This is a genomic window from Inquilinus ginsengisoli, from assembly GCF_031453975.1.
Lineage (GTDB): Bacteria > Pseudomonadota > Alphaproteobacteria > DSM-16000 > Inquilinaceae > Inquilinus > Inquilinus ginsengisoli_A.
In genome coordinates this window covers 599,455-623,916 of the sequence record NZ_JAVDPW010000003.1, presented here as the reverse complement: position 1 = coordinate 623,916, position 24,462 = coordinate 599,455, and the positions used below count along the sequence as shown (strand labels likewise).

The window sequence follows — 24,462 nt, the reverse complement described above, 5'->3', positions numbered from 1 at the left end:
GCGGATCAGTGGGCCGGCGCCGCCGCGGCGCGGGCCGAGGCCCGCTGGCGCACGCTGTCGGACTTCAGCTGGCCGCAGGCGGCGAGGATGTCGCTGCCGCGCGGCGTCCGGATCGGGCTGGCGTAGCCGGCCTCCATCAGGATGTCGGCGAAGCGGTCGATCGCCTCCTTGGTCGAGCATTCGAACGGCGCGCCCGGCCACGGGTTGAACGGGATCAGGTTCATCTTGGCCGGGATGCCCTTGAGGATGCGCACCAGCTGGCGGGCATCGGCCGGGGTGTCGTTGACGTCCTTCAGCATCACGTATTCGAAGGTGATGCGGCGGGCGTTGTTGAGGCCGGGATAGGCGCGGCAGGCGTCCAGCAGCTCCTTGACCGGGTACTTCTTGTTGATCGGCACGATCTGGTCGCGCAGCTCATCGGTCACCGCATGCAGCGACACCGCCAGGTTCACCCCCAGCTCCTCGCCGCAGCGCTTCATCAGCGGCACCACGCCGGCGGTCGACAGGGTGATGCGGCGGCGCGACAGCGAGATCCCTTCCGGGTCCATCACCAGCTTCAGCGCGCGCTTCACATTCTCGAAGTTGTACAGCGGCTCGCCCATGCCCATCATGACGATGTTGGTGAGCTGGCGGTCCTCGCCCTCGCGGCCCCAATCCTCCAGCACGTCGCGGGCCAGCATGACCTGGCCGACGATTTCCGACGCCTCGAGGTTGCGCACCAGGCGCTGGGTGCCGGTGTGGCAGAACTTGCAGGTCAGGGTGCAGCCGACCTGGGACGAGACGCACAGCGTGCCGCGGTCCTCCTCCGGGATGTGGACCGACTCGATCTCCTGCCCGTCATCCATACGGGCGAGCCATTTCCGGGTGCCGTCGAAGGAGTTCTGCTGGCGCACCACCGCCGGCCGGTCGAGCACGAAGCCGTCCGACAGCTTGGCCCGCAGCCCCTTGGCCAGCTCGCTCATCGCCTGGAAGTCGGTGGCGCCGTGCTTGTAGATCCAGCTGAACAGCTGGCGCGCGCGGAACGCGGGTTCGCCCAGCCCGGCCAGCGTCTCGGTCAGTTCGGCGCGGTCGAGCCCGACCAGATTCACCCGGCCATCCGCACGGGGCGGCGGCGGGGCGAACAGCGAGGCGTGTGTTTCGATACCCATCGGAAGCTCCGAAGGACCCTCAAATTGGCGAAGGGCCCTAAATGGCGACGGCCCCTGCCATCCGGAAGGGGCCGCGGACCATTATAGTCAAGATGCGGCCGGGGCCGCAGGTGAAACTGAAGCGGTCAGACGCCGCAGGCTTTGTTGATCTCGCCCAGCGCCGCCGAGATGCCGGCCAGCGAGAAGGTGTAGTTGGTGCCGGTGCCGCGGCTGGAGGCCGCCTTGACCGTCATGCTGGAGCCGCCCTTCATCGCGTTGACCAGCGCCTCGTCCGCCGCGGCGTCGCGCGACCAGGCGGTGTTGCCGTCGGTGAACAGCTGGAAGTTCTTGCCGCCGATCGTCGCGGTGACATCGCTGTTCGGCTTCAGGGTGTAGCCGACCTGGAGGCTGACCACGTTCTTCTGCTTCTCGGCCGGCCGGTTGGTCACCAGCACGAACACGTCGCCATGGCGGACATTGGCGGGTTCGGCCTTGGTCGGCTTGGTGGCGATGTAGCACGCCTTGCTGCCGTTCTCGGTGAACTGGAAGGCATGCCAGTCGCGGCTGCTCGAAATGTACTGGACGTCCTGCGCCGAGGCGGAACCCGGCACAGCGACCCCGCCGGCCGCGGCGGCAAGGGCGATCACGGCCCCGAGGAAAAGGTTGCGACGAGTTCTGACCATAGCGCCACTCTACTTCGGGGTTGCAAGGCTGGACGACGCGCCCGAGGCTGATCCCACGACATACATGGATTTGCACGTCGCGGGAACCACCCGACTCATCCGGGGATAGCATCTCGTCGTATACCGGCCTAGACGGAACAATCAGGAACCCAGCCGGTGCGGCCAGCCATCCAACCTGACTTCGGCCCGGCCCTGCTGCTGTCGGCCCTTGTGGTCGCCCGCCATGTCGCCTTGAATGGCGCCATGCGGATCGATCCGACCACCCCTGCCCCCCTGTCGCCCGAAGCGCTGATCCTCGCGGTCGGCCGGCACCGCGACCGCGTCGCGTTCCGGTCGCTGTTCGAGCTGTTCGCGCCGCGGGTCAAGGCCTACATCGCCCGGCTCGGCTGCGACGCGGCCACGGCGGAGGAGCTGATGCAGGAGGCGATGGTCACGGTGTGGCGCCGCGCCGAGACCTACGACCCGGCCCAGGCCGGCGCGGCCACCTGGGTCTTCACCATCGCCCGCAACAAGCGCATAGACCTGGCGCGGCGCGAGAAGCGGCCGCAGCTGGATCCCGACGACCCGATGCTGGTGCCGTCGGCGGAGCCGCCCGCCGACCAGCGCATCGCGGCGTCCCAGACCGAGGCCCGGCTGCGCACCGCGATCGCGGCGCTGCCCGAGAACCAGCGCGACCTGCTGGCCCTCGCCTTCTATGAGGACAAGCCGCACAGCGAGATCGCCGTCGTCCGCAACCTGCCGCTGGGCACCGTCAAATCGCGCATCCGGCTGGCCTTGGAACGGCTGCGCCTCAGCCTGACGGAGGCCGGCAATGACTGAGACGATCGCGATGCCCGCCCCGGCCCCGCCGCGCCACCATCCTGCGGAGGACCTGCTGCTGGACTATGCCAGCGGCGCGATGGGCGAGGCCGACGCGCTGGCCGTCGCGACCCATCTCGCCTATTGCCCGGCCTGCAGGGCCGCGGCCGCGCGGCTGGATGCCATGGGCGGCGCCCTGCTGGACACCCTGCCCGGCGCCGCCGTCGGCGACGATTCCTTCGCCGCGGTGTTGGCCCGGCTCGACGCGCCGGCAGCCACCCAGCCGGCCCCCCCCGCCGCGGCGCCGCCGGACATCCCGCAGCCGCTGCGCGACTACATCGGCCCGCACTTCGACGGCGTTACCTGGCGGCGGCTGCTGCCGGGCGTGTCCGAAGCGGTGTTCACGGTGGGCCGCCAGGACCGCCGGGTCAGCCTGCTGCGGGTCCGTGCCGGGGTCGGCGTGCCGCAGCACACCCATGAGGGCACCGAGCTCACCCTGGTGCTGCAGGGCGCCTTCGACGACGGCCAGGGCCTGTACCGGGTCGGCGACCTGCAGGTCACAGACGGGACGATCGACCATCGGCCGACCGCCCTGCCCGGCCCGGACTGCATCTGCCTTGCCGTAGTCGACCAGCGGCTGCGGCTGACCGGGCCGATCGGCCGCTGGCTGAACCGCTTCGTGACCTTCTGAACCCGGGCTGAGCCGGGCCTGCCTCAGCCCAGGGCGCGGGCGGTGAAGCCAGCGCGGGCGATGGCCGCCGCCACCGCCGCCGCATCCGGCGCCGGCGACACCGCGACCCGGCCACCGGCCAGGTCGACCTCGACCGCGGCCTCGGGCGCGACCTTGCGCACCGCCCGCCTCACCGCCTCGGCGCAGCCGCCGCAGGTCATGCCTTCGACTTTGAATTCCATTCCATCCTCCTGAGCTCGTCCCGCCAGAGATGGGGCTTCCCGTACCTGGAAGGTCAAGGCTTCGGCTCACATCTGGCGGGCTGCGGCGAATTCGCGCGCGACCGGGGCCGGAGGGCGCCGCGAGGGCCGCGTTAGATCGCCGCGGCGGAGCGCCAGCCGGAGGCCACGCCCTCGTCCTCCAGCAGGTGCAGGCGCTGCGCCGCCACCCGGCCGAACTCCAGCACCAGCGCCTTGCGCCGCGGCGGCGCCAGGCGATGCTCCGGTGGTGGGCGCAGCAGCACGGCGTCGAAGCCGTCGGCCACGATCAGGCCACATTCCGGCGCGATCAGCTCCTGCGGGAAGTCCTCCGGCACGGCGAAGCAGAAACGGTCGCAATAGGCGGCGTAGCCCGGCCATTTCCGGTCGCCGCGGAAATCCGCGATCGAGACCTTGACCTCGACCAGCGTGATCCAGCCGGCGGTGTCCAGCGCCAGGACATCGGCGCGGCGCCCGTCCGGCAGCCCGAACTCGGGCAGGCTGACCTGCCCGGCCGCCGCGAACCAGCGTCGGACGCCGCGTGTGACCTGGGCGGTCTGCAGCCTGGCAAGGCTGTCCATGTTGCTTCTTTGTTCCATGACAGGCCATCCTAGCGCCGGTCGCGCCGGGCCGCCAGAGCAAAGGATCGGTCGCGAAATGGTCAGAATTTTGCCATCCCTATTACGGAATCTGTCGAGACACTGGGTGTTACCTGTGGCACTGTTTCAAGACGACGATTGATTTATTCAAATACGAGTTCACAGGGCGTTTCAGCTCGCTTTCCGGTAGCGGGACGATCTGCTTCTCGCCCAGAATATAGCGGTCGGCTTCGGGCGGTGTGGCCAGTGGGTGCCGATCAGAGGAATTGAAGATCATGGCGAAGACCGAGTCGACACCGCCGAGCGCCGCCCGCCGGGCCCTGAATGCGGTGAGGCCCTGGTTCCTGGTCGCGGGTGGATTCAGCCTGGTGACGAACCTGCTGGTCATGGTGTCGCCGCTTTACTCCTACCAGCTGTTCGACCGCGTGCTGGGGTCCGCCCATATCGAGACGCTGGTCTTCCTCACCCTGATCGCCGCCTTCGCCTTCCTGATCCTGGGCTGGCTCGACGGGCTGCGCTCCAGCCTGCTGGCCCGGATCGGCACCCGGTTCGAGCGCCAGCTGGCCGGCACCCTGGTCGAGACCGGGGTCAACGGCGCGGTGCTGGGCGCACCGGTGGGCGGCCAGGCGCTGCGCGACCTCTCGCAGATCCGCAGCTTCATCGGCGGCCCGGCGATCGGGCCGCTGTTCGACGCACCCTGGGCGCCGATCTTCATCATCGTCATGTTCATGCTGCACTGGGCCCTGGGCGTCACCGCGCTGCTGAGCGCGATCATCCTGTTCGGCCTGGCGCTGACCAACGAGAAGATGCTGCGCAAGCCGACGACCGAGGCCAACAAGCTGCAGGTCACCGCGCAGCGCCAGGCCGAGGGCGCCATCCGCAGCGCCGAGACGGTGCGCGCCATGGGCATGCTGCCGCAGCTGCTGGTGCGCTGGCGCCGGGACCAGGAGGCGGCGCTGCAGGGGCAGGAGCGCGGCTCCGACCTGTCCGCCATCATCAGCGGCTCCTCGAAATTCGTCCGCATGTTCGTGCAGACCCTGGTGATGGCCGTCGGCGCCTATCTGCTGCTGCATGGCGAGCTGACCTCGGGCGGCATGATCGCCGGCTCGATGCTGCTGTCGCGGGCCCTGGCCCCGGTCGAGCAGGCGATCAGCTCCTGGCGCCAGTTCATCAGCGCCCGCCAGTCCTACCAGTCGATCGAGAAGATCCTGGTCGCCCTGCCGAAGCGCCAGGACGGCCTGGCCCTGCCGCCCCCGAGCGGCACGGTGCAGATCGACAAGCTGGTGTTCCTGACACCGCAGGGCAAGACGCCGATCATCAAGCGCGTCAGCTTCGAGATCGCGTCCGGCGAGGTGCTGGGCATGGTCGGGCCGTCCGCCTCGGGCAAGAGCACGCTGTGCCGTCTGCTGGTCGGCATCTACCCGCCGAGCGACGGCGCGGTCCGGTTCGACGGCGCCGACCTGGCGCAGTGGACGCCGGAGGCGCTGGGCCCGTATATCGGCTACCTCCCGCAAGTGGTCGACCTGTTCCCCGGCACCGTGGCCGAGAACATCGCCCGCATGACCAGCAACCCCGATTCGGAACAGGTGGTCGCCGCGGCCCAGCTGGCCGGCGTGCACGACATGATCGTGCGGCTGCCCCAGGGCTACGACACGCCGATCGGCGATGGCGGCGTGCCGCTGTCGGGCGGCCAGCGCCAGCGCGTCGGCCTGGCCCGCGCCGTGTTCGGCGGCCCCCGGCTGGTGGTGCTGGACGAACCCAACTCCAATCTCGACGCGGATGGCGAAGCCGCCCTGATGACCACGATCGCGGCGCTGAAGGCGCTGGGCACGACCGTGGTCATCGTCGCCCACCGTCCGCAGATCCTCGCCGACGCCGATCGCCTGCTGGTGATGCGCGAAGGCGAAATCGCATTGCTCGGCCCGCGGGCCGAAGTTCTGGCCCGTATTGCCGGGCCGCGTGCCGCCGACACCTCGCCGGCGCCAAAAGGAAGCTCGGAAAATGTCGCTTATTCCTCAGGAGCCTGGACAGCCACAACCACCGGCCGTCCGCAGCAGCCCCCGCCTGCCCGCTCTGCCGGATGAGACCGCGACGGCGCTGAAGCGGAACGCGCGCGGCCTGAACCGGCTGAGCCTGATCGGCGGCGCCGTGGTCGGCGTCTTCGTCTTCGGATTCGGCGCCTGGGCGGCGGTGTCGCCCCTGGCCAGCGCCGCGGTCGCCAACGGGCAGGTCAGCCCCGAGGGCAACAAGCGCACGGTGCAGCATCTCGAAGGCGGCATCATCCGCGAGCTGAACGTGCGTGACGGCGACGTGGTCAAGGCGGGCGACACCCTGCTGGTGCTGGATTCGACGCGCGACCTCGCGACCTTCGATTCGGTGCGGATGCAGCGTCTCGCCGACGTGGCGACGCTGGCCCGGCTCGATGCCGAGCAGAACGGCGCGGCCACCATCGCCATGCCGCAGGAGATCCAGGACCAGGCCGCGAACAATCCGGTGGCCGCGGCCCTGATCAAGGCGCAGGAGGAGCAGTTCACCTCCCGTCGCGAATCGATCACGGGCCAGAAGTCGATCCTGGAGCAGCGCGTCAACCAGAGCCGCGAGGACATCAACGGCCTGAAGGCCCAGATCACCGCCGGCGACACCCAGCTGGAGCTGATCCAGCAGGAGGTCGACAGCGTCGCGCCGCTGGTCGCGAAGGGGCTGGAGACCAAGCCGCATCTGCTGCAGTTGCAGCGCACCCAGGCCCAGATCGAGGGCCAGAAGGCCTCGGACATCTCGGCCATCGCCAAGGCCGAGCAGACCATCGGCGAAAGCCAGATGCGGATCCTGGCGCTGGACAGCGACTTCCGCGACAAGATCGCCGATGAGCGCGCGACCACCCAGAAGGAGCTGGCCGGGCTGGAAGAGAAGATGCGCGCCGCCGGCGACGTGGTCGGCCGCACCCGCATCCTGGCGCCGCTCGACGGCACCGTCGTGGGCATGAAGTTCCACACCCTCGGCGGCGTGATCGCGCCCGGCGCGCCGATCCTAGAGATCGTGCCGAACAACGAGAAGCTGGTGATCGACGTCCAGGTCCAGCCCAACGACATCGATGTGGTGCGGGTGGGACAGTCGGCCCTGGTCCATTTCACCGCCTATCACCAGCGCAACATGCCGCGGATCGACGGCAAGGTGATCTATGTCGCCGCCGACAGCACCCAGGACGAGGCGACCAAGCGCTCGTACTTCCTGGCCAAGATCGTGGTCGATCCGGACCTGCTGAAGCAGGTGGCGCCGCAGGTCAACCTGTCGGCGGGCATGCCGGCCGACGTCTCGATCATGACCGGCACGCGCACCGCCCTGCAGTATGCGGTCGACCCCCTGATGAACGCCTTCCACCGCAGCTTCATCGAGGATTGAGGAAAGCGACACGGCGGGGGTGCATCGCCCCCGCCGGCTTGCTATAAGGGCGCCGCGGTCCCCGTAGCTCAGCTGGATAGAGCGGCTGCGTCCTAAGCAGCGGGTCGGGAGTTCGAATCTCTCCGGGGACGCCACTTCGGTATAAAACTGCGAACGCCAAAGCTAGCCATTTCTACGCCTGAAGCGGGAGTAAGTGGCCGTAGGGGCTCGGTTTTCGAACCTTTGATGCGGATTTCGTGGCGGTCGACCACTTCGATTCGCTGGGCGAGAGCCCTCAGATAGCCCCGCCGAAATGTTCCATCTTCGTTCCTCAGCTTACACCGAGCCGCCAGGGCAAATGTGCGCAAACTATCCGGGGTGATCGCCGGCCCCAGCCGGTCAATCGCTGCGGTCGCACGCTCCTCGTCAGCCCGAGCCTGATCCCGAACGGCAGTCGGTTCGGCGATTCGATCCCTAAGCGAAGGATCAGCTGTGTTGACGACGCCATTCTCGATCGCCTCGTAGAGTCGCCTCAATCGAGCTTCGGCTTCGCCGGCGCGCTTGCGCAACTCGGTAATGTGCCCGCGCCGACGCTCCGTCCGTTCCTCTCCGATCTAGAAGCAGGCTCATCATGGCAGTCAGTGCTGAGGGTCGAGCAGACGCCATTCCAAATGGTCAGCGACAGCCTTATCCAACTTGTCCATCGGCACCGTCAGCCCACGGCCGCCTGTCGCGCCGAATCGCGCCTTGGTCGAGCACGTATAGTAGCGATAGTGCTCCGCCTTTCCCGAGGTACGAAGCGTCATCGCTCCACCGTAGCTCGCGCAGAAGCAAATCCCGGTCAAGAGCGTCGGCCCGCTGACGGCACGCGGCGCCCACGCTCAAATTCCCCGGAGTGCGATCAAGCAGCCACTATGCAGCCAGCCATTGGCATAGGCAGGAGGGGATCGCCTACCCGTCTACAACGCCCGCTCGGTCTGGGCGTCGAACACGGACGCCCGGTTCAGGTTGATCTCGAGCCCGATGGTTTCGCCGGCGGAGCCGACATCATGGGCTTGCAGCTCCGCCACGGCCTGTGCGTCGCCCAGGCGGAACGTGGCGAAAGTCCGGGAGCCGGTCGGCTGGAGCAGTTCGAGAGGCGCCTCGATCCGGACCGTGCCCAACCCGGCCCCCTCCTCCCGCGCTCGCACCACATGCTCCGGGCGCAGCCCGAGCAGCACGCGAGTACCGACCTCCGTCGCGTCCGGAATGCGGCCCGCAGGCAAGGGCAGCGGGGTCTCCCGGCCGTCGACGAGGATGCCGGCCTTTCCGTCCACGCGCGTCACACTGCCGGGCAGGAAGCTCATCCTCGGCGAACCGAGGAACCCCGCGACGAAGAGCGATACCGGCCGTTCGAACAGCTCGGCCGGCGACCCCATCTGCTCGATCCGGCCGTCGCGCATGAGGACGATCCTGTCGGCCAGCGTCATCGCCTCGATCTGGTCGTGGGTGACATAGATCATCGTCGTGGCGATGTCCTGGTGCAGGCGCTTGATCTCGCCGCGCATCTCGTCGCGCAGCTGCGCGTCGAGATTGGACAGCGGCTCGTCGAACAGGAAGATCTGCGGCTCACGCACGATGGCGCGGCCGATGGCGACGCGCTGCCGCTGGCCGCCCGACAATTGCCGCGGATAGCGGCCGAGCAGCGGCGTGATGCCGAGCATCCCGGCAACCCGGCCGACACGCCGGCCGATCTCGTCCGCCGGCATCTTCCGCGCCCGCAGCCCGAACCCGATGTTCCGCTCGACCGTCAGGTGCGGGTAGAGGGCGTAGTCCTGGAACACCATGGCCACGTCGCGGTCGCGCGGCCGCATGTCGTTGACCACCTCGCCGCCGATCTCGATGGTGCCCTCGCTGATGCCCTCCAGCCCGGCGATGGTCCGCAGCAGGGTGCTCTTGCCGCAGCCGGACGGGCCGACCAGCACCGTGAACTCGCCGTCGGCGATCTCGAGATCGATCCCCTGCACGGCATGGAACGGGCCGAAGCGCTTGTGCAGCCCGCTGATCTTGACGTCGGCCATCGGCGAGCCCCTTTCATCCACGCACGGCGCCGAGCGTCAGCCCGCGCACCAGATGCCGCTGTGCCAGCACGCCGAGCGCGATCGACGGCGCGAGAGAGACGATGGCGAGGGCGCTCGCCTCGCCGTACTGGGCGCCCTGGAACCCAAGGAAAGCCCGGAAGACCGTCGGCAGCGTGAAGGCCGAACGGCTGGTCAGGACCAGGGCGAAGAAGAACTCGGTCCAGCAGGCGATGAAGGCGAAGACCGCGGCGGCAACGATGCCGGGCGCCGCCAGGGGCACCGCGACCTGCCAGAAGGCCTGCCACTGCGTGCAGCCGTCGACCAGCGCCGCATCCTCCATCGAACGCGGCATGCTGCGGAAATAGGCCAGCATCATCCAGACCGACACCGGCAGCGTGAAGACGGTGTAGGCGATGATCAGCCCGAGCCGCGTGTCGTGCAGGCCCACGCTGCGGTAGATCAGGAAGATCGGCAGCACCACGGCGATCGGCGGCAGGAAGCGCTGCGACAGGATCCAGAAGGACAGGTGCTTCCCACCGGTGTTGAAGCGGGCGAGGCTGTAGGCCATCGATGTGCCGACCAGCACCGACAGGACCGTCGCGGCCAGCGACACGACCAGGCTGTTGACGATGCCCTGCAGCCCGCGATAGGCGAACAGCGCGGCCGTGTAGTGCACCGTGGTCGGCTCCGCCGGGAACCACACCGGCGGAATGGCCAGGTAGTCGTCGCTCGGCTTGATCGAGGTGACGAACATCCAATAGATCGGCGCCAGCACGAAGAGCATGAACAGGCCGAGGAACACGAAGCGGCCGATCGCCGGCCGGCGTCTTCGCCTGCGGGGAATGGCACGTCGCGTCGTCAGGGTCTGCGTCATCAGGCCGGCTCCGATTTCGTCAGGCGCTTCACCAGAAGCCCGACCAGCAGGGCGGTCAGGATCAGGAGGATCCAGCTTCCCGCCGTCGCCTGCGACAGGTGGAACTGGGTGAAGCCGACGGTGTAGAGGTAGAAGGAGCTGGTGTAGGTCTTCGTGCCCGGCCCGCCCGCGGTCATGATGAAGATGGTGTCGAACAGGCGCACCGCGTCGAGCAGGCGGAAGGTGATCGCCAGCATGATGATCGGGGCGATCTGCGGCAGCGTGATCAGCCGGAACGCCTGCCAGCCGTCGACGCCGTCGAGTTCGGCCGCCTCGTAGAGGTTGGGCGGGATCGCCGTGAGCCCCGCGAGCAGGATCACGAACATGAACGGCGTCCACTGCCACACGTCGGCGAGGATCAGGGCGAAGTAGAGCCACGGGCTCTCGGTCAGCCAGCCGATCGTCACCTCGCGGCCGAGGAGTTCGCCGAGCAGGTAGTTCATCGGCCCGAAGGGGCGCTGCAGCAGCAAGGCCCACGCCTGGCCGACGATCACCGGGCTGATGAACAGCGGGATGATCAGGACGGACATGACCAGGCCGCGGCCCGGGAAGCTGCGGACCATCGCCAGTGCCAGCGCCAGGCCGAGCCCCAGCTCGATGGCGACATTCGCCGCCGACAGCAGGATGGTCAGGACCAGCGACCACCGCGCCACCGGATCGAGCACCACCATCGAGAAGTTCTTCAGGCCGACAAAGGCGTGCCCGGGGATCTGGAAGTCATAGTTGACGAAGGACACCCAGAGCGAGAACACGAGCGGGTACACCGACAGCGACAGGATCAGCAGCACCGCCGGGACCACGAGCAGCCATTTGAAGTGGCGGTCGCTCCATTCGGACAAGCCGGCCCGCCGGCGCGGTACGCGCCGGGGCGGAGCGATCGAAGTGGCGTCGGTCGTCATGCGGCTGTCCGTGGATGATGCAGGATGGCGGCGGCGAAGCCGAGGCCCGCCGCCGCCCGCGCCGTCACAGCTTCACGGCCATCCCAAGCGCCTCGACCGTATGGTCGGCCGAGGAGCCGGGCAGCTTCTTGTATTCCGCGTAGAACGCCTTCTGGCTGTCGGTGCCCAGGCGCTCGGTCGTCTGGTCCCATTCCGCCGCCGCGGTCTCGAGCGCGGCCTTGGGATCGGTGCCGGCCCAGACCGAGGAGCACATCCGATCCAGGCTGAGCGCGTAGTCCTGCCAGCCGGGCATGATCATGTCGAGCAGCCCGACATTGGCCGAGTTGCAGAGGTTGGCCAGGTAGTCCTTCGCATCCGGCCAGAGGGCGCCGTACAGCTCCGACTTGTAGTGCGACAGGCGGTAGGGATCCCGCAGCGCATAGGGCAGCATGGTGCGGGCCAGCGACACCGGCGGCGAGGTCGCCCATTGCATGAACAGGTAGGCGGCCTCCGGATTCTCGGAATCGGCGGCGAGCGCCTTGCTGTAGCCGGTCGCATGCTCCGGGTTGCCCGGCACGACGGCGTAGCCGACCTTGCCGGCGATGGTGGAGCGCGGGATGAAGTTGATGGCTGCATCGCTTTGCGAATAGTTTGCCGCCATCCGGCCGCTGGGTGGCCAGGAATAGATCATCGCCACCTTGCCCTGCAGGAAGGCGGCCCAGAGCGACACGGCATCCAGCTCGTTGTTGCCGGGGATCGACGCCTTGTTGGCCGCGATCATGTTCTCGAGAGTCTTGATGCCGGCTGCCGAGGCCAGTCCGGCCTTCATGTCGCCGTCGAACAGCTCGCCCCGGTTCGCCCGGAACTGCTGCAGGAAGTCGTACTGGTTGCCCGGACTGCCGGCCTTGCGGAAGTGCCCCGCTCCGTAGAGGTTGGGCGCCATCTGGTCGGTGATGAACTGGGCGACCTGGGCATAATCCTCCCACGTCTTCGGGACGGCCAGCGGCTTACCGAACTTCTGGCTGTAGGCGTCCTTGAGCTTCGGATCGTCGAAGACATCCTTGCGGTAATAGAGGGCGAACATGTCGCCGTCGTCGAACACACCCCAGATCTTGCCCTTGTAGGTGGGCAGCGCCTTGAACAGGGGGTGATAATCGTCGAAATCCGCCTTGTTCATGTGCTTGGCGATGTAGTCGTCGAGCGGCGCGATGACGCCGCCATCGGCGAGCGACGGGGTCCAGGCCGGCTCGATATCCAGGATGTCGTAGGCCCCCGACCCGGCGATGTGCTCCGCCACGGGCTTCGAGTATTGGTCGGGATGCGACAGCTCGACCACATTCGACTTCATCCCGGTCAGCTGTTCCCACAGCGGTCCGGAGAAATGCCGCGGGTCGAGCGCCTGAAGCCCGGACTCGTAGGTCATGGTCAGGGTCACGTCCGGGAACTGCTTGGCGGCCTGCACGGCGCGATAGGCCGAACCATCCGCCGGCCCCTCCGTGGAGGCCTTGAGGGCGGCCGCCTGAGCTTGGCCGAGCGGCGTCGATGGATCCGCCAGCTGGGCGGCCGCCTGGGCCAGGGCCGAGCGGCTGATCGAGGCCAGCAGCGGCCCGGACACGGCGAGCATCCCGGTCATCTGCCCGAATCTCTTGATGAAGCTGCGCCGGGTGGGCTCCCCCCGCAGCCAGGCGTCGACATCGGCCGCCAGGCCGGCTTCGAATTCGCGTCTCGTCCGATCGTTCATGCTCGCCTGTCCTCCCTGGATCCGCCGGTCGTGAGCGCCGGCTGCTTTGCATCGGTCTCTCCCCTTTTGGAGGAGAGCGTCGCCCTTACGGTCCCGCGCCGAAGCGCCGGCCGAATTCCGCCAGCCGTTCGCGCCAGCGGGACGCGTCAAGCACGGCGCGGTTGACCACGCCCCGCGGCACGCGCCCCTGCTGCACCTCCAGCACGGCGCGGACATCCGCGGCACCGTTGCCGGCGAAGCACTGGTCGGTCCAGCACAGGGCGTGCGGCGTCAGGATGGCGTTGTCGAGCTTGAGGATCGGGTCGTCCGGGTCCGGCGGCTCCTGCTCCAGCACGTCGAGCCCGGCCCCGGCGATCCGCCGCGCCTGCAGGGCCCGCGTCAGCGCCGCCTGGTCCACGATCGGCCCGCGCGCAGTGTTGATCAGGTAGGCCGTCGGCTTCATCAGCGCGATCCGGTCGGCATTAACCAGATGATGGGTCTGCGGGGTCAAGGGACAGCTGACCGAGAGGATGTCGGCGCGGCGGAACACGTCATCGAGCCCGACGAGCTCGATGCCCAGCTCCGCCGCCACGGCCGGGTCGGCCGCCGGGTCATGGGCGATGAATGTCATGTCGAACGGCCTGGCCATCCGGAACATCTCGGCGCCGATGTTGCCGATCCCGAGCGAGCCGAGTGTGCGCCCGACGAGACCCATGCCCATGTGTTCGGACCGCTTGGCGAAGCCGGCCGCGGCCTCGCGCGTCAGCCGGTCCTTGACCAGCAGCTTGCCGGTGAGTGCCAACATGAGCGTGATGATCGACACCGCGACCGGCCTGCGCACCCCATCCGGCGTGATCACGAGCGCGATGCCGGCCCGGGTGCAGGCGTCCACATCGACCGTGTCGTAGCCGACGCCGAAGCGGGCGACGACGGCCAGGCGGCCGCTCCTGGGCACGCTCTCCGCGGTGAAGCGGTGGGTGAGCAGGATCAGCGCGTCGATTTCCTCCAGCTGCTCGGCGCGCAACGGGTCGGCCACGTCCAGGAACAGCGCCTCGACCCCGGGCGCAGAGCGCAGCGGCGTGAGATCGAAGTCCGGATAGGTCGGCATTCCGTCGGGCTTCCGGAAATCGCCCGACAGCGCGACGCGAAACGGTCCGGCCATCGCCCTAGCTCCGCCCCGCCTTCGCGCCTTCGCGCAGACGCGTGATCGCATCCGCCAGCGCATCGTGCAGCACCCAGACATCGCCCGAGTAGCAGATGAAATCGAATCCGGCGGCGTTGAGCTCGATGCCCTGGGCGACCGTCGGCACCAGGCGGCCCAGCGCCTTCTTGTGCTTCTCGCAGGCTGCGATGGTCCGGTCGATGGCGCTCCTGAAGTCGGGATGGTCGAACTGGCCGGGGATGCCGAGCGAGACGGACAGGTCGAAATGCCCCACCCAGAGCGCGTCGACGCCCTCGGTGGCCGCGATCTCGTCCGCATTCTTCACGCCGTCCGCCGTCTCGATCTGGCAGAACAGGGTGGAGCGCCGGTTCGCGGCGGCGAATTTCTCGGTCACGGCGCCGGGCCGGTACCGGTCATGCGCGACCTGGAGGGCGACGCCCCGCCCGCCGGCCGGATGGTACTTCATCGACCGCACGATCTCGCGTGCCTCGGCGGCCGACCCGACCATCGGCAGCATCAGTCCTTCGGCGCCCATGTCCATCGCACGGGCGATGTGGTGGTACTCACGCGACGGCACCCGCACGATCGCGGGCAGCTGCGCGGCCTCGAAGTAGCGCATCGCGCTCTTCACTGTCTCGAAGTGGAAGCCGGAGTGCTCGAGGTCGAACAGCACGAAGTCGCAGCCCGCCGACTTCAGGATGTGCCCGATGCCGGGCGTGGCGAATTCGACGATGAAATGCCCGAACTTCGGCGCCTTGGTGCCGGCCATGGTCCTGAGATCCTGGTATGCCACTCCGGTTCCTCCCGTTGCTTCGCCCGGCCTGCCGGTCTGGGCGGCGTTTTTCGAAACCTCTACAGCGCCCCCTCGCAGACGAGCTCGCCGACCGTCACCGATTTTCCGACCACGTAGCCGGCGCTTGCGGCGTCGAACCTGGCGTAATGCCGGGACGCGACATGCGCGTCGAAGGCGGCGCGGTCGTCATAGATCTCGTAGAGCAGGACGGCATCGGAATCGCCCGTGGGCTCGATCACGTCGAAGCGGCGACAGCCGGCTTCCACCCGGGTCGAGGTCCGGGCGTTGTCGTCCACCAGCAGCCGGAAATCGCCGCGCGACCCGCTTTTCAAACGAAACTCGACAACCACGACATAGCCCCCCATCACTCCCCCCCGACGATTTCGTTGTAGCGGCGGGCGACATAGTTGAGATGCTCGTGCATCGCCCGTTCGGCCCGATCGGGATCACGGGCCGCCACGGCCTCGAAGATCGCCCGGTGCGCCTCGTAGGCGATCTCGTAGCCGCCGGCCCTCAGCGTGGTCTGGCGCTGCTCCAGCAGCCACTCGACCAGTCCTTCATGGATGGCGATGAAGATCGGATTGCGCGGGATCACCGCCAGCACGTAGTGGAAGCCGACATCGGTCTCCTGGAAGCGCTTGAGGTCGCCGATCGCCTCCCGGTTGGCGGCGAGCGCGGCTTCGAGGTCCGACAGGTCCTCCTTGGTGGCGTGCGACGCGGCATAACGGGCGAGGCCGGTTTCGAAGAAGCTGCGCGCGCTCTGGAAATTCTGCACCCCGCCCGGTGCGGCGAGCATGTGCCGCGTGGTGCCGGACAAGGCGCTGATCACGAATTGCGGCGTCGGCTGCGTCACCCGCGCCCGCTCCCCCGACCGAAGCTCCACCAGCCCCATCTTCCGCAGATGGAACAACGCCTCGCGGATGGCGGGGCGACCCACCCCGAACTGTCGCATCAGATCGCGTTCGGACGGCAGGAGATCCGAGGGCGCGTAGGAGCCGTCCTGGATCATGCGCTCCAGGTGCTCCGCCACGTCCTCGTACAGCTTGCGCCGACGGATCGCGACCGTGACCATTTGGTATACCTTTGATACCAGTATCGCGCTACGCTAGTCACTCCGACGCGCTCTCGTCAAAGCAATTCCATGCTGCATCGCGGCGGCGGGCGAGGCCTCGCCCGTTCCGCCATTCGCTTCAACCGGACTGTCACGAGGCTGAGCATGACTGCGGACGCATCCTCTTCCGGGCGCCTCTCCCCAGGCGGGCTCGATCTCCGGCTCGACCGCAGCGGCGCCTTCGCCCGCGGGATCACTCTCGACGGGGAGGAGCTGTTCCGCGGCATCGGCTTCGTTGTGCGTGACGTGAACTGGGGGACGGCGGATCTGCCGTCAGAAGCCCACCTGCAGCGGCAGGACGGGCGGGTGACGGCGACCGCGGGCGGTGCCCTCGACCCGGCCGCCGGAGACCTGACCTGGTCGGTCACCTGGACCGTCACCGACCGCGTGGTCGAGGCCAGGGCCCGGGCCTGGTCGGCATCCGGCTTCGACACCAACCGGACCGGCTTCGTCGTGCTCCACAGCCTGGGGGCCGCCCGCGGCCGCCCGGTGGCCGTGACCCATCCGGACGGCCGGGTCGAGGAGGCGCGGTTCCCCGACCTGGTCTCGCCGCACCAGCCGTTCTTCGACATCGCCGCGATGGAATACGAGACCGCGGCCGGCCATCGCCTGCGGCTGGTGTTCGAGGGCGAGGTGTTCGAGACCGAGGACCAGCGCAACTGGACCGATGCCTCGTACAAGACCTATTGCCGGCCCCTGGCCCGGCCGTACCCCTACCGGATTGGGCCCTCGTCGACCGTCGAGCAGGTCGTCAGGCTCGAGATCCTGTCCCAGGCGACTGCGGCCGTCCCCGCGCAGGACAGCGGGCCGGCCGTCCGGAAGACGGCACCCCTCCCCGTTCTCGGCACCAGCCTGCCGCCCGGTCCGATCGCAGTTGCGCAGGCCGACGCCATCCGCACGCTCGGCCTTGGCTTCACCGCGATCGAGATCGACCCGTCCGAACCCGCCTGGCTGGAGGAGGCGCGCGCGAAAGTGTCGGCGGTCTCGGGACCGTTGCGCATCGATATCAGGGGCGGCGCCGCGGTCGGCACCCGTGCAATCCTGGAAGCCCTTGGCCCGTTGCTGGTCGGCCGGCCCACCATCGGCGTCTCGCTGTGGGATGCCGACGATGCGGCCGTCGCGGCCGCCCGGGAGATGCTGCCCGGCACCGTCATCGGAGCGGGTACCGGAGCCTTCTTCACCGAGCTCAACCGCATGACCCGTTGGCCGCCGGCGGACTATCTGGCCTGGACGTCCAATCCCACGGTGCACGGGTCGGACGACGACACCATCGGCGAGACCACCGAGCCGCTGGAGGACATCCTGGCCTCCGCCAAGGCCAAGCTGCCGGCTCGGCGGTTTCAGATCGGTCCGATGACGCTGGGCCTGCGCACCAACCCGAATGCCACCTCTCCCGAAGGCCGCCGTCGCTCCGCCGCACCGGATCCACGGCAAGGACAGGTCATCGCGGCCGCCTGGCTGGCCGGTACGGTCGCGGGGTTTCTGGACTCCGATGTCGAGACGCTGACATTCTTCGAGCCGTCAGGGCCGAAGGGACTGATTGCCGATGACGGTACTTGGACACCGGCCGCACATCTCCTGAGCCGCCTGTCGCATTGCGCAGGCCAGCCGGCATCGGCCCTGCGCTGGGCGGGCCACCCGCGCTTGCGCGGCCTTCTGATCGACATGTCCGATCACGATGTGCTCTGCATCGCCCATCTCCGGAACGAGCGTATCGCCCTGGCGCTGCCCGAGGGGGGCTGGCGGAGCGCCGAGGTGCTGATGCCGAATGGCTTCGTCGACTATCCGGTCGAGGGACTCGATATCGGTCCCTTCGCGGTCTGCTGGCTGCTCCGCCCCAAGTGACCGATCGGGTCGCAACGTCTCCGAAGGACCGGCTTCCGGAGGTGGTGGCAATAAGGCCGCTTTCGTGATCTGATCATCAGACAATTAAGAGACAACCTGCCGCGCGTCGCCCTCCAGCACACCGGCGGTTTTCAGAAGCGGATCGACAGGGGACGGGAAACGCCACTCATGGCGATGAGGATAAAGGGCGCCGACCATGGATGAGCGCGCCGAGCCCCCGGTCGTCGAGCTGGCGGGCATCTCCAAATCCTTCGCCGGCCTGACCGTGCTCAGGGACATCAGCTTCGACGTGCGTCCCGGCGAGGTGCATGCCCTGCTCGGCGAGAACGGCGCCGGCAAGTCGACGCTGATCAAGATCCTTGCCGGCGTGCACCGGGCCGATGCCGGGGAATTGCGGGTCGACGGCAAGCCGGCGAGCTTCTCCTCACCGCGCGAGGCGCAGCAGGCCGGCATCGCCACGGTCTATCAGGAGCTGCTGCTGTTCCCTGAGCTCACGGTCGCTGAGAACATCTTCCTCGGCCATGCGCCGCGCCGGTCCTGGGGCGGGCTGGATTGGGAGACGATGCGGATCAGGGCGCGCGAGCTGCTCGATTCCCTCGACAGCCACGACCTCGACGTCGACCTCCGGGTGGGCAGCCTTTCAGTCGCCAACCGCCAGCGGGTCGAAATCGCCAAGGCGCTGTCCTGGAACGCCCGCCTGGTCATCATGGACGAGCCGACGGCGGCGCTGGCGGACGCCGACGTCAAGCGGCTGATGGATGTGGTGCGCCGGCTGCGCGGCCAGGGCGTCGGCATCGTCTATGTCAGCCATCGCATGGCGGAGATCTTCGCCCTCGCCGACCGCGTTACCGTGCTGCGGGACGGCGCCCTGATCGGCACCCGGCCGATCGGCGAGGTCGACGAGAAGACGCTGGTGTCGATGATGGTCGGCCGCTCGATCGAGCAGTTGTTTCCCAAGGGCGAGGCGGCGATCGGGCGGACCATGCTCGAGCTGCGCAACGTCTCCTACAGCACGACCGTGCAGGACATTTCGCTGTCGCTGCATGCCGGCGAGATCCTGGGCATCGCCGGGCTGGTCGGCTCGGGCCGCACCGAACTGGCGCTCACCATCTTCGGCATCACCCCGGCCACATCGGGGGAGATCCTGCTGGACGGCAAGCCGGTCGCGATCGGCGGGCCGGGTCAGGCCCGGGACCTGGGCATCGCCTATGTGCCGGAAGACCGGGGCCTGCAGGGCCTGATCCGGCCGCAGACGGTGCGCGAGAACGTATCGCTGGCCGTCCTCAGCCGGATCGCCAAGGCTTCCATCGTCGACCTCCGGCGCGAAGGCGCCCTCGCCCGCGATGCCATCAAGCGCTTCGGCATCCGCACCCGCGGGCCCGAGCAGGCGGTGCGCCAGCTGTCCGGCGGCAATCAGCAGAAGGTGGTGCTGGCGAAATGGCTCGCCACCGAGCCGCGCATCCTGATCCTCGACGAGCCGACACGCGGCATCGATGTCGGCGCCAAGGCCGAGGTGCACGCCCTGATCAGCGGGCTCGCCGCCCAGGGCCTCGCCATCCTGCTGATCTCGAGCGAGCTTCCCGAGGTGCTCGGCATGAGCGACCGTATCCTCGTCATGAGCGGCGGGCGCATCGCCGCCGCCTTCGACCGGGCGGAGGCGACGCCCGATGCGGTCGGCGCCGCCATGACGCGGTCCGGCGACTCGGCGGAGGCCGCCTGATGACGATGATCACGGCCGCGGCCCGCTCCTCGGCCCGGAGCGGACGGGTCGGCCGCTTCCTCGGAGCCTATGGCCAGGAGCTGGTCATCCTCGGCGCCCTGGTCGCGCTTTTCGTCGTGGTCGGCGCGGTCAACCCGCGCTTCCTGAGCAACACCAACCTGACCAGCATCTTCTCGAGCAACGCCTATATCGCGGTGGCCGCACTCGGCATGTCCCTGGTGATCATCTCGGGCCATATCGACGTGTCGATCGGCTCGCTGATCGGCGTGCTGGCTACCCTCTCGGGCACGCTCGCGGTCGGGGGCTATCCGGTCTGGGTCGCGTGGACCGCGCCGATCCTGGCCGGCGTGGTGGTCAACGCCTTCGTCGGCGGCCTCGTCGCCTATGCCCGCATCCCGTCGATCGTGGTGACGCTCGGCATGCTGTCGATCCTGAAGGGCGGCCTGATCAGCGTCACCGACGGCGCCTGGATCACCAACCTGCCGGCCGATTACCTGATCGCCCAGAAGCGCCTCTTCGGCCTGCCGCTGCCGATCTGGTTCATGGTCGTGCTGACGCTCCTGACCGCCTTCTGGATGCGCTACTCGGCCTTCGGCCGGTCGATCTATGCCGTCGGCGGCAATGCCGAGGCGGCGCGGGCGACCGGCATCCGGATCGAGACGACGACCGTCGCCGTCTTCGCCATCCACGGCGTCTTCGCCGGCATCACCGCCGTGCTGTTCGCGACCCAGCTGCAGGTCATCCAGTCGACCGTGCCGCCCAATCTCGAGCTCACGGTCATCACCGCGGCGGTCATCGGCGGGGTGTCGATCCTGGGCGGCATGGGCACGGTGATCGGCTCGACCCTCGCCGCCCTCCTGTTCGCCACCATCGGCTCGGCGCTGATCTTCCTCAACGTGTCGGCCTACTGGCTGCGCGCCGTGCTCGGCCTCCTCATCCTCGTCACGGTGCTCGCCGACATGGTGCGGCGCCGGCGCGTCGCGATCTGAGGAGACGCCGGTGTCGCTGCGCTTCCTCCTCCGGCACGAGACGATCCTGGCCATCCTGGTCGCGATCGCCCTCGCCCTTCTGGCCACCCAGTCGGACCGCTTCTTCACCATCGACAACCTGCTGAACCAGGGCCGGCTGATGGCCGAGGTCGGGCTGGTGGCCCTGGCCATGACCTTCGTCATCGTCACCGGCGGCATCGACCTGTCGGTCGGATCGATCCTCGGACTCTGCGCCATTCTGCTCGGCGTGTTCTGGAAGACCCTCGGCCTGCCGCTGCCCGCCGCGATGGCCCTGGCGCTGGTGGTCGGCGCTGTGGCGGGGCTGGTCAACGGCCTGATCATCACCCGCTTCCGGGTGCCGCCGCTGATCGCCACCCTGGCCACCCTCGCCCTCTATCGCGGCCTGGCCGAGGGCATCAGCCAGGCGCGATCGGTGCGCGGCTATCCGGACTGGTTCTTCGGCCTCGGCCAGGGCGAGGCGCTCGGCGTGCCTTCCCAGCTCTGGATCCTGCTGGCCGTGACGGCGGCCGCCGCCGTGATCCTCGGCCTCACCACCTTCGGCCGGTCGACCTATTCGGTCGGCGCCAACGAGACGGCCGCCCGCTTCTCGGGCATCGGCGTCGACCGCACCAAGCTGCTGATCTACACCGGCTCGGGGCTGATGGCCGGGCTCGCCGCCGTGGTCTTCGTGTCGCGCGTGTCGACCACGCGCTCGGACATGGGCACCGGGCTGGAGCTCGACGTCATCACCGCGGTCGTCCTCGGCGGCACCAGCATTTTCGGCGGGCGCGGCACGATCATCGGCACGGTGCTCGGGCTGATCCTGATGCAGGCCATCAAGAACGGCCTGTCCCTGGCCGGGGTGAAGGGCGACGGCACCATCGTCGTGATCGGCGTGGTGCTGATCCTCGCCATTCTGATCGGCAACCTGTTCCGCCGCGACGGCGACGGCTGACCAACAAGCGCGGGCCTCGCCGGATTCCGGCCCGCAAACAGTGGAGGAGATGACATGAGGCGGACGACTTGGGCCCTGGCATTCGGCGTGCTGCTTGCCGCCGGCGCGGCGCGGGCGGATTCGGGCTGGACGGGCGGCGACGATTTGCCGACCAGCCCGCTGGCCTGCGACGGGACGGCCGCCGCGGCGGCGGCGAAGCCCTATGACGGCGGCACCCCGACCAGCGCGCCGGACCGCGCCGGCAAGCCGCTCACCGTGGTCGACATCCCGAAGCTGATCGGCATCGGCTATTTCAACGCGACCTCGAAGGGCATCGCCGACGCGGCCAAGGAGCTCGGCAACGTCACCGCCAAGACGGACGGCCCGACCAAGGCCAATATCGACGAGCAGATCACCTTCATCGACAACACCATCACCAGCGGCGTCGACGGCATCCTGTTCGCCGCCAACGACCCGGTCGCCATCGCGCCGGTGCTGAAGAAGGCCCTGTCCAAGGGCATCAACGTCGTCGGCTACGACGCCAATTCGACGCCGGACGCCCGCCAATGGTTTGTCAACCAGGCGGAGTTCAATGGCATCGCCAAGTCGCTGATCGACAACCTGGCGAAGGAGATCGGCGAGGAGGGTTCCTTCGCCATCGTCACCTCGACCTTCACCACGCCGAACCAGGCGCGCTGGATCGCCGAGATGGCGGCCTATGCCGAGAAGTGCCATCCGAAGCTGAAATGGCTGGAGACGGTCGAGGCGCAGGAGGACAATATCCTGTCCTTCAACCAGGCGACGACGCTGATCAACAAGCATGGCGACGAGCTCAAGGGCATCGTCGGCATGACCAGCGTGGCGACCCCGGCCTCCGCCGAGGCGGTCACCCAGGCCGGCAAATGCGGCCAGATTGCCGTGATCGGCCTGGCCACGCCCAACGCCATGAAGCCCTATGTGGCGAAGGACTGCGTCAAGTCGGTGGTGCTGTGGAACCCGGTCGATCTCGGCTATGCCGCGATGTATGTGCTGCGGGCCGTGGCCGACGGCACGCTGAAGCCGGGCGCGACCTCGGTGAAGGCCGGCAAGCTCGGCGACCTCCAGGTCGTCAACGGCAGCGAGATCCTGCTCGGGGCGCCCTTCGTCTTCACCAAGGAGAACATCGATAAGTTCGACTTCTGATCGGCGAAACTGTCATCGCCTTCCTAGAGCGTTAGCCCGTTGAAACTGGAGTTGAGCACCAGGACCATCGCAAGATGATCCGTCTGTGTCGGAGCGGGGGCTTGGTCTCCGCTCCGGTCGGGCATCCGATTTCGCATCGGTCCGTGAAGCGCAGAGCCCCGCCTTCTCGGGCGGGGCTCAGGATCATGTTGATATCGAAGCAGTTATAACAAATATCGGGGGAGTAATAACCGAGGTGGTTGCGGGGACCCGCAACCAACGATTCTTGCGATTGGCCGAGAGCACAGTTCCGCGCCTTGCTGCATAACGCAACCTCGCTCAGGAGCGAACGCATGATGCGTTAGTGCCATTTCCGGCCATCGCTGCGGCTTCTCCAGAACGGACGCAGGCCAAGCTGGCTGGGAACGTCCTTTCCTCGCCGGCCTGGCGCCTCAGGAGGCTCCCGAAGCCGGACACTGTATTGGACTACCCGAAGCGGACGCGACCGCCTTTGGCGCGTTGGAGATGGATGGTATGAGCTGGCCCGAAGGTTGAGGCTCGCGAATGATTACGGATCATCCGGGGCAATGAGGCATGTTGAGCCCGAGCGACGCCAAGCCGTCTCGTAGAGAAGCGAATACTATCGAGCACCCAGGGCTGTCCGCGGCAGGCGACCGGTTGGGCATCTTTCCACAGTCCCGTTGCCGTCGAAGCCATTTCATCCCTGCACGCGCCGGCGATATTCTCCCGGCGTAACACCGAGACATCGGCGGAAGACTGTCGTCAAATGGGACTGGCTTGAGAAGCCGCAAGCCAGCGCCACGTCGACGAGCCGCTCGTCGTTCCGGCGCAGCAGCGCACGAGCGCGTCCGATGCGCCGCACCAGCACATAGGAGTAAGGTGATATGCCGACCGTTTCCTGAAAGCGGCGGGCAAAATGATAAACGCTCATTCCGGCGACAGCAGCGAGCGATGACAGGCGTAGGTCCTGGTCGACGCCGTCCTCGATGTAAGCTACGACGCGTGCGATCCCCCTTGCGGGAAGCTTGCCGAACGGCCCGTGGCCGTTTCGCTCGCCGTGGCTCGATAGCCGCCGGAGGAACGTTTCGGCGAGGATCAATGCCCAACTATCGAGAAGGAGGTTTGTAGGCTCTATCAGGGAGGCCGTATGCCCAATGCGGTCCAGCCGACGGCAAAGCTGGGAATCCGGCACGTCCGCGGGCATCCGAAGATGATCGTGGGTGAGTTCCCTTCCGAACAACGATGCGCAAACCATGCCCATCAGTTCGAAAGGAAGATGGAATTGCATGAAGCTTACCGGCTGCTCGAAGCGCCATTGTGCGCCCTCGAACGGCAACATGGACACTCGGCCCGACGGCGCAGCATCGCGCCAAGCCGTTGCTACGCTCGTTCGCAGTGAAGCACTGACGAACGTCGGGTCGCCCTCCTGCGGAGAATCCTCGATGGTCGAGAACCAGTAGCTCATCTTGAGCGACGTCGCCGTTGCAGCACCGATCGTGCGTACCGGTGCGATCAGATGGTCTCTCCAGTAACGCGGAACGTGAGAGGAATAAGTCGCCCCACAGGACGCAAAGCCGGTGCCCGCGCCATCACCCATCTGGCCGTTTTCGATCCCCTTCCAGGCGTCTTCGAATTTCAACCGC

Annotated in this window: 23 protein-coding genes and 1 tRNA gene; 10 read left to right on the top strand and 14 right to left on the bottom strand. The window is 67.9% G+C overall.

From position 1 onward, the window contains the following. Positions 1-5: 5 nt before the first annotated feature. Both rlmN and E9232_RS10535 read right to left on the bottom strand, forming a co-directional pair. Positions 6-1,148 carry a dual-specificity RNA methyltransferase RlmN gene (gene rlmN, locus E9232_RS10540; protein ID WP_309793888.1) on the bottom strand — a complete coding sequence of 381 codons (1,143 nt, stop codon included), beginning with the start codon at positions 1,146-1,148 and terminating at the stop codon, positions 6-8. Between the two features lie 125 nt (positions 1,149-1,273). Continuing rightward, complete coding sequence (locus tag E9232_RS10535) at positions 1,274-1,810, bottom strand: invasion associated locus B family protein (RefSeq protein ID WP_309793887.1); 537 nt, start codon at positions 1,808-1,810, stop codon at positions 1,274-1,276. Positions 1,811-1,966: 156 nt separating this feature from the next. On the opposite strand from E9232_RS10535, the gene E9232_RS10530 reads away from it, so the two are divergent. Both E9232_RS10530 and E9232_RS10525 read left to right on the top strand, forming a co-directional pair. Further along, the gene (locus E9232_RS10530; RefSeq protein WP_309793886.1) at positions 1,967-2,629 is read left to right on the top strand and encodes a sigma-70 family RNA polymerase sigma factor; all 663 of its coding nucleotides are present in this window, start codon (positions 1,967-1,969) and stop codon (positions 2,627-2,629) included. Further along, positions 2,622-3,299, top strand: a complete 678-nt coding sequence (locus tag E9232_RS10525) for a ChrR family anti-sigma-E factor (RefSeq protein WP_309793885.1) — start codon at positions 2,622-2,624, stop codon at positions 3,297-3,299. Before E9232_RS10530 ends, E9232_RS10525 begins: the two co-directional genes overlap by 8 nt. Positions 3,300-3,322: 23 nt before the next feature. On the opposite strand, the gene E9232_RS10520 is transcribed toward E9232_RS10525, so the two are convergent. Together E9232_RS10520 and E9232_RS10515 are read right to left on the bottom strand one after the other, a co-directional pair. Continuing rightward, entirely contained in the window at positions 3,323-3,520 is a 198-nt protein-coding gene (locus E9232_RS10520) for a heavy-metal-associated domain-containing protein (protein ID WP_309793884.1), read from the bottom strand. 131 nt (positions 3,521-3,651) lie between these two features. After that, positions 3,652-4,134: an MmcB family DNA repair protein gene (locus tag E9232_RS10515; protein WP_309793883.1), complete on the bottom strand. Its 483-nt coding sequence runs from the start codon at positions 4,132-4,134 to the stop codon at positions 3,652-3,654. Between the two features lie 275 nt (positions 4,135-4,409). Here E9232_RS10515 and E9232_RS10510 point away from each other — a divergent pair, with 275 nt between their 5' ends. From E9232_RS10510 to E9232_RS10500, 3 genes are all read left to right on the top strand, one after another. Then, on the top strand, positions 4,410-6,218 hold the full coding sequence (locus E9232_RS10510) for a type I secretion system permease/ATPase (RefSeq protein WP_309793882.1): 1,809 nt from the start codon (positions 4,410-4,412) through the stop codon (positions 6,216-6,218). Then, entirely contained in the window at positions 6,136-7,533 is a 1,398-nt protein-coding gene (locus E9232_RS10505; RefSeq protein WP_309793881.1) for an HlyD family type I secretion periplasmic adaptor subunit, read from the top strand. Before E9232_RS10510 ends, E9232_RS10505 begins: the two co-directional genes overlap by 83 nt. 57 nt (positions 7,534-7,590) lie before the next feature. Continuing rightward, positions 7,591-7,667: transfer RNA gene (locus E9232_RS10500), tRNA-Arg, on the top strand. Positions 7,668-8,150: 483 nt separating this feature from the next. Here the strand turns inward: E9232_RS10500 and E9232_RS35820 are convergent. The 9 genes from E9232_RS35820 to nanR form a co-directional block, all read right to left on the bottom strand. Continuing rightward, the gene (locus E9232_RS35820) at positions 8,151-8,357 is read right to left on the bottom strand and encodes a recombinase zinc ribbon domain-containing protein (protein WP_374710607.1); all 207 of its coding nucleotides are present in this window, start codon (positions 8,355-8,357) and stop codon (positions 8,151-8,153) included. A gap of 114 nt (positions 8,358-8,471) precedes the next feature. Beyond that, a complete protein-coding gene (locus E9232_RS10495; protein ID WP_309793880.1) occupies positions 8,472-9,572 on the bottom strand; it encodes an ABC transporter ATP-binding protein in 1,101 nt (366 codons plus the stop codon). A gap of 13 nt (positions 9,573-9,585) precedes the next feature. Then, the gene (locus tag E9232_RS10490) at positions 9,586-10,446 is read right to left on the bottom strand and encodes a carbohydrate ABC transporter permease (protein ID WP_309793879.1); all 861 of its coding nucleotides are present in this window, start codon (positions 10,444-10,446) and stop codon (positions 9,586-9,588) included. Continuing rightward, entirely contained in the window at positions 10,446-11,384 is a 939-nt protein-coding gene (locus tag E9232_RS10485) for a carbohydrate ABC transporter permease (protein ID WP_309793878.1), read from the bottom strand. The genes E9232_RS10490 and E9232_RS10485 overlap by 1 nt, the downstream gene beginning before the upstream one ends. A 64-nt stretch (positions 11,385-11,448) precedes the next feature. Beyond that, positions 11,449-13,104, bottom strand: coding sequence for an extracellular solute-binding protein (locus tag E9232_RS10480; RefSeq protein WP_309793877.1), 1,656 nt, complete (start codon positions 13,102-13,104; stop codon positions 11,449-11,451). Between the two features lie 85 nt (positions 13,105-13,189). Further along, on the bottom strand, positions 13,190-14,245 hold the full coding sequence (locus E9232_RS10475; RefSeq protein WP_309793876.1) for an NAD(P)-dependent oxidoreductase: 1,056 nt from the start codon (positions 14,243-14,245) through the stop codon (positions 13,190-13,192). A gap of 4 nt (positions 14,246-14,249) precedes the next feature. Continuing rightward, positions 14,250-15,038, bottom strand: coding sequence for an HpcH/HpaI aldolase family protein (locus E9232_RS10470; protein ID WP_309793875.1), 789 nt, complete (start codon positions 15,036-15,038; stop codon positions 14,250-14,252). A 59-nt stretch (positions 15,039-15,097) separates the two neighbouring features. Continuing rightward, positions 15,098-15,403, bottom strand: coding sequence for a putative quinol monooxygenase (locus tag E9232_RS10465; protein ID WP_309793874.1), 306 nt, complete (start codon positions 15,401-15,403; stop codon positions 15,098-15,100). Next, entirely contained in the window at positions 15,403-16,110 is a 708-nt protein-coding gene (gene nanR / locus E9232_RS10460; protein ID WP_309793873.1) for a transcriptional regulator NanR, read from the bottom strand. Before nanR ends, E9232_RS10465 begins: the two co-directional genes overlap by 1 nt. Before the next feature lie 69 nt (positions 16,111-16,179). Here nanR and E9232_RS10455 point away from each other — a divergent pair, with 69 nt between their 5' ends. The 5 genes from E9232_RS10455 (at position 16,180) to E9232_RS10435 (ending at position 22,819) form a co-directional block, all read left to right on the top strand. Next, positions 16,180-17,994, top strand: coding sequence for a D-apionate lactonase family protein (locus E9232_RS10455; protein ID WP_309793872.1), 1,815 nt, complete (start codon positions 16,180-16,182; stop codon positions 17,992-17,994). A 196-nt stretch (positions 17,995-18,190) separates the two neighbouring features. After that, positions 18,191-19,714, top strand: coding sequence for a sugar ABC transporter ATP-binding protein (locus E9232_RS10450; RefSeq protein WP_309793871.1), 1,524 nt, complete (start codon positions 18,191-18,193; stop codon positions 19,712-19,714). Continuing rightward, positions 19,714-20,703 carry an ABC transporter permease gene (locus E9232_RS10445; RefSeq protein ID WP_309793870.1) on the top strand — a complete coding sequence of 330 codons (990 nt, stop codon included), beginning with the start codon at positions 19,714-19,716 and terminating at the stop codon, positions 20,701-20,703. The genes E9232_RS10450 and E9232_RS10445 overlap by 1 nt, the downstream gene beginning before the upstream one ends. 10 nt (positions 20,704-20,713) lie before the next feature. Then, a complete protein-coding gene (locus tag E9232_RS10440; protein WP_309793869.1) occupies positions 20,714-21,658 on the top strand; it encodes an ABC transporter permease in 945 nt (314 codons plus the stop codon). A 54-nt stretch (positions 21,659-21,712) separates the two neighbouring features. Next, positions 21,713-22,819, top strand: coding sequence for an autoinducer 2 ABC transporter substrate-binding protein (locus tag E9232_RS10435; RefSeq protein ID WP_309793868.1), 1,107 nt, complete (start codon positions 21,713-21,715; stop codon positions 22,817-22,819). Between the two features lie 697 nt (positions 22,820-23,516). On the opposite strand, the gene E9232_RS10430 is transcribed toward E9232_RS10435, so the two are convergent. Then, entirely contained in the window at positions 23,517-24,458 is a 942-nt protein-coding gene (locus tag E9232_RS10430) for a helix-turn-helix domain-containing protein (RefSeq protein WP_309793867.1), read from the bottom strand. Positions 24,459-24,462 lie beyond the last annotated feature (4 nt).

Excerpts from the sequence above, each read along its gene's own strand:
- rlmN (WP_309793888.1), bottom strand. The coding sequence starts at position 1,148 with ATGGGTATCGAAACACACGCCTCGCTGTTCGCCCCGCCGCCGCCCCGT.
- E9232_RS10535 (WP_309793887.1), bottom strand. The coding sequence starts at position 1,810 with ATGGTCAGAACTCGTCGCAACCTTTTCCTCGGGGCCGTGATCGCCCTT.
- E9232_RS10525 (WP_309793885.1), top strand. The coding sequence starts at position 2,622 with ATGACTGAGACGATCGCGATGCCCGCCCCGGCCCCGCCGCGCCACCAT.
- E9232_RS10520 (WP_309793884.1), bottom strand. The coding sequence starts at position 3,520 with ATGGAATTCAAAGTCGAAGGCATGACCTGCGGCGGCTGCGCCGAGGCG.
- E9232_RS10515 (WP_309793883.1), bottom strand. The coding sequence starts at position 4,134 with ATGGAACAAAGAAGCAACATGGACAGCCTTGCCAGGCTGCAGACCGCC.
- E9232_RS10510 (WP_309793882.1), top strand. The coding sequence starts at position 4,410 with ATGGCGAAGACCGAGTCGACACCGCCGAGCGCCGCCCGCCGGGCCCTG.
- E9232_RS10505 (WP_309793881.1), top strand. The coding sequence starts at position 6,136 with ATGTCGCTTATTCCTCAGGAGCCTGGACAGCCACAACCACCGGCCGTC.
- E9232_RS10495 (WP_309793880.1), bottom strand. The coding sequence starts at position 9,572 with ATGGCCGACGTCAAGATCAGCGGGCTGCACAAGCGCTTCGGCCCGTTC.
- E9232_RS10490 (WP_309793879.1), bottom strand. The coding sequence starts at position 10,446 with ATGACGCAGACCCTGACGACGCGACGTGCCATTCCCCGCAGGCGAAGA.
- E9232_RS10485 (WP_309793878.1), bottom strand. The coding sequence starts at position 11,384 with ATGACGACCGACGCCACTTCGATCGCTCCGCCCCGGCGCGTACCGCGC.
- E9232_RS10480 (WP_309793877.1), bottom strand. The coding sequence starts at position 13,104 with ATGAACGATCGGACGAGACGCGAATTCGAAGCCGGCCTGGCGGCCGAT.
- E9232_RS10475 (WP_309793876.1), bottom strand. The coding sequence starts at position 14,245 with ATGGCCGGACCGTTTCGCGTCGCGCTGTCGGGCGATTTCCGGAAGCCC.
- E9232_RS10465 (WP_309793874.1), bottom strand. The coding sequence starts at position 15,403 with ATGGGGGGCTATGTCGTGGTTGTCGAGTTTCGTTTGAAAAGCGGGTCG.
- nanR (WP_309793873.1), bottom strand. The coding sequence starts at position 16,110 with ATGGTCACGGTCGCGATCCGTCGGCGCAAGCTGTACGAGGACGTGGCG.
- E9232_RS10455 (WP_309793872.1), top strand. The coding sequence starts at position 16,180 with ATGCTGCATCGCGGCGGCGGGCGAGGCCTCGCCCGTTCCGCCATTCGC.
- E9232_RS10450 (WP_309793871.1), top strand. The coding sequence starts at position 18,191 with ATGGATGAGCGCGCCGAGCCCCCGGTCGTCGAGCTGGCGGGCATCTCC.
- E9232_RS10445 (WP_309793870.1), top strand. The coding sequence starts at position 19,714 with ATGACGATGATCACGGCCGCGGCCCGCTCCTCGGCCCGGAGCGGACGG.
- E9232_RS10435 (WP_309793868.1), top strand. The coding sequence starts at position 21,713 with ATGAGGCGGACGACTTGGGCCCTGGCATTCGGCGTGCTGCTTGCCGCC.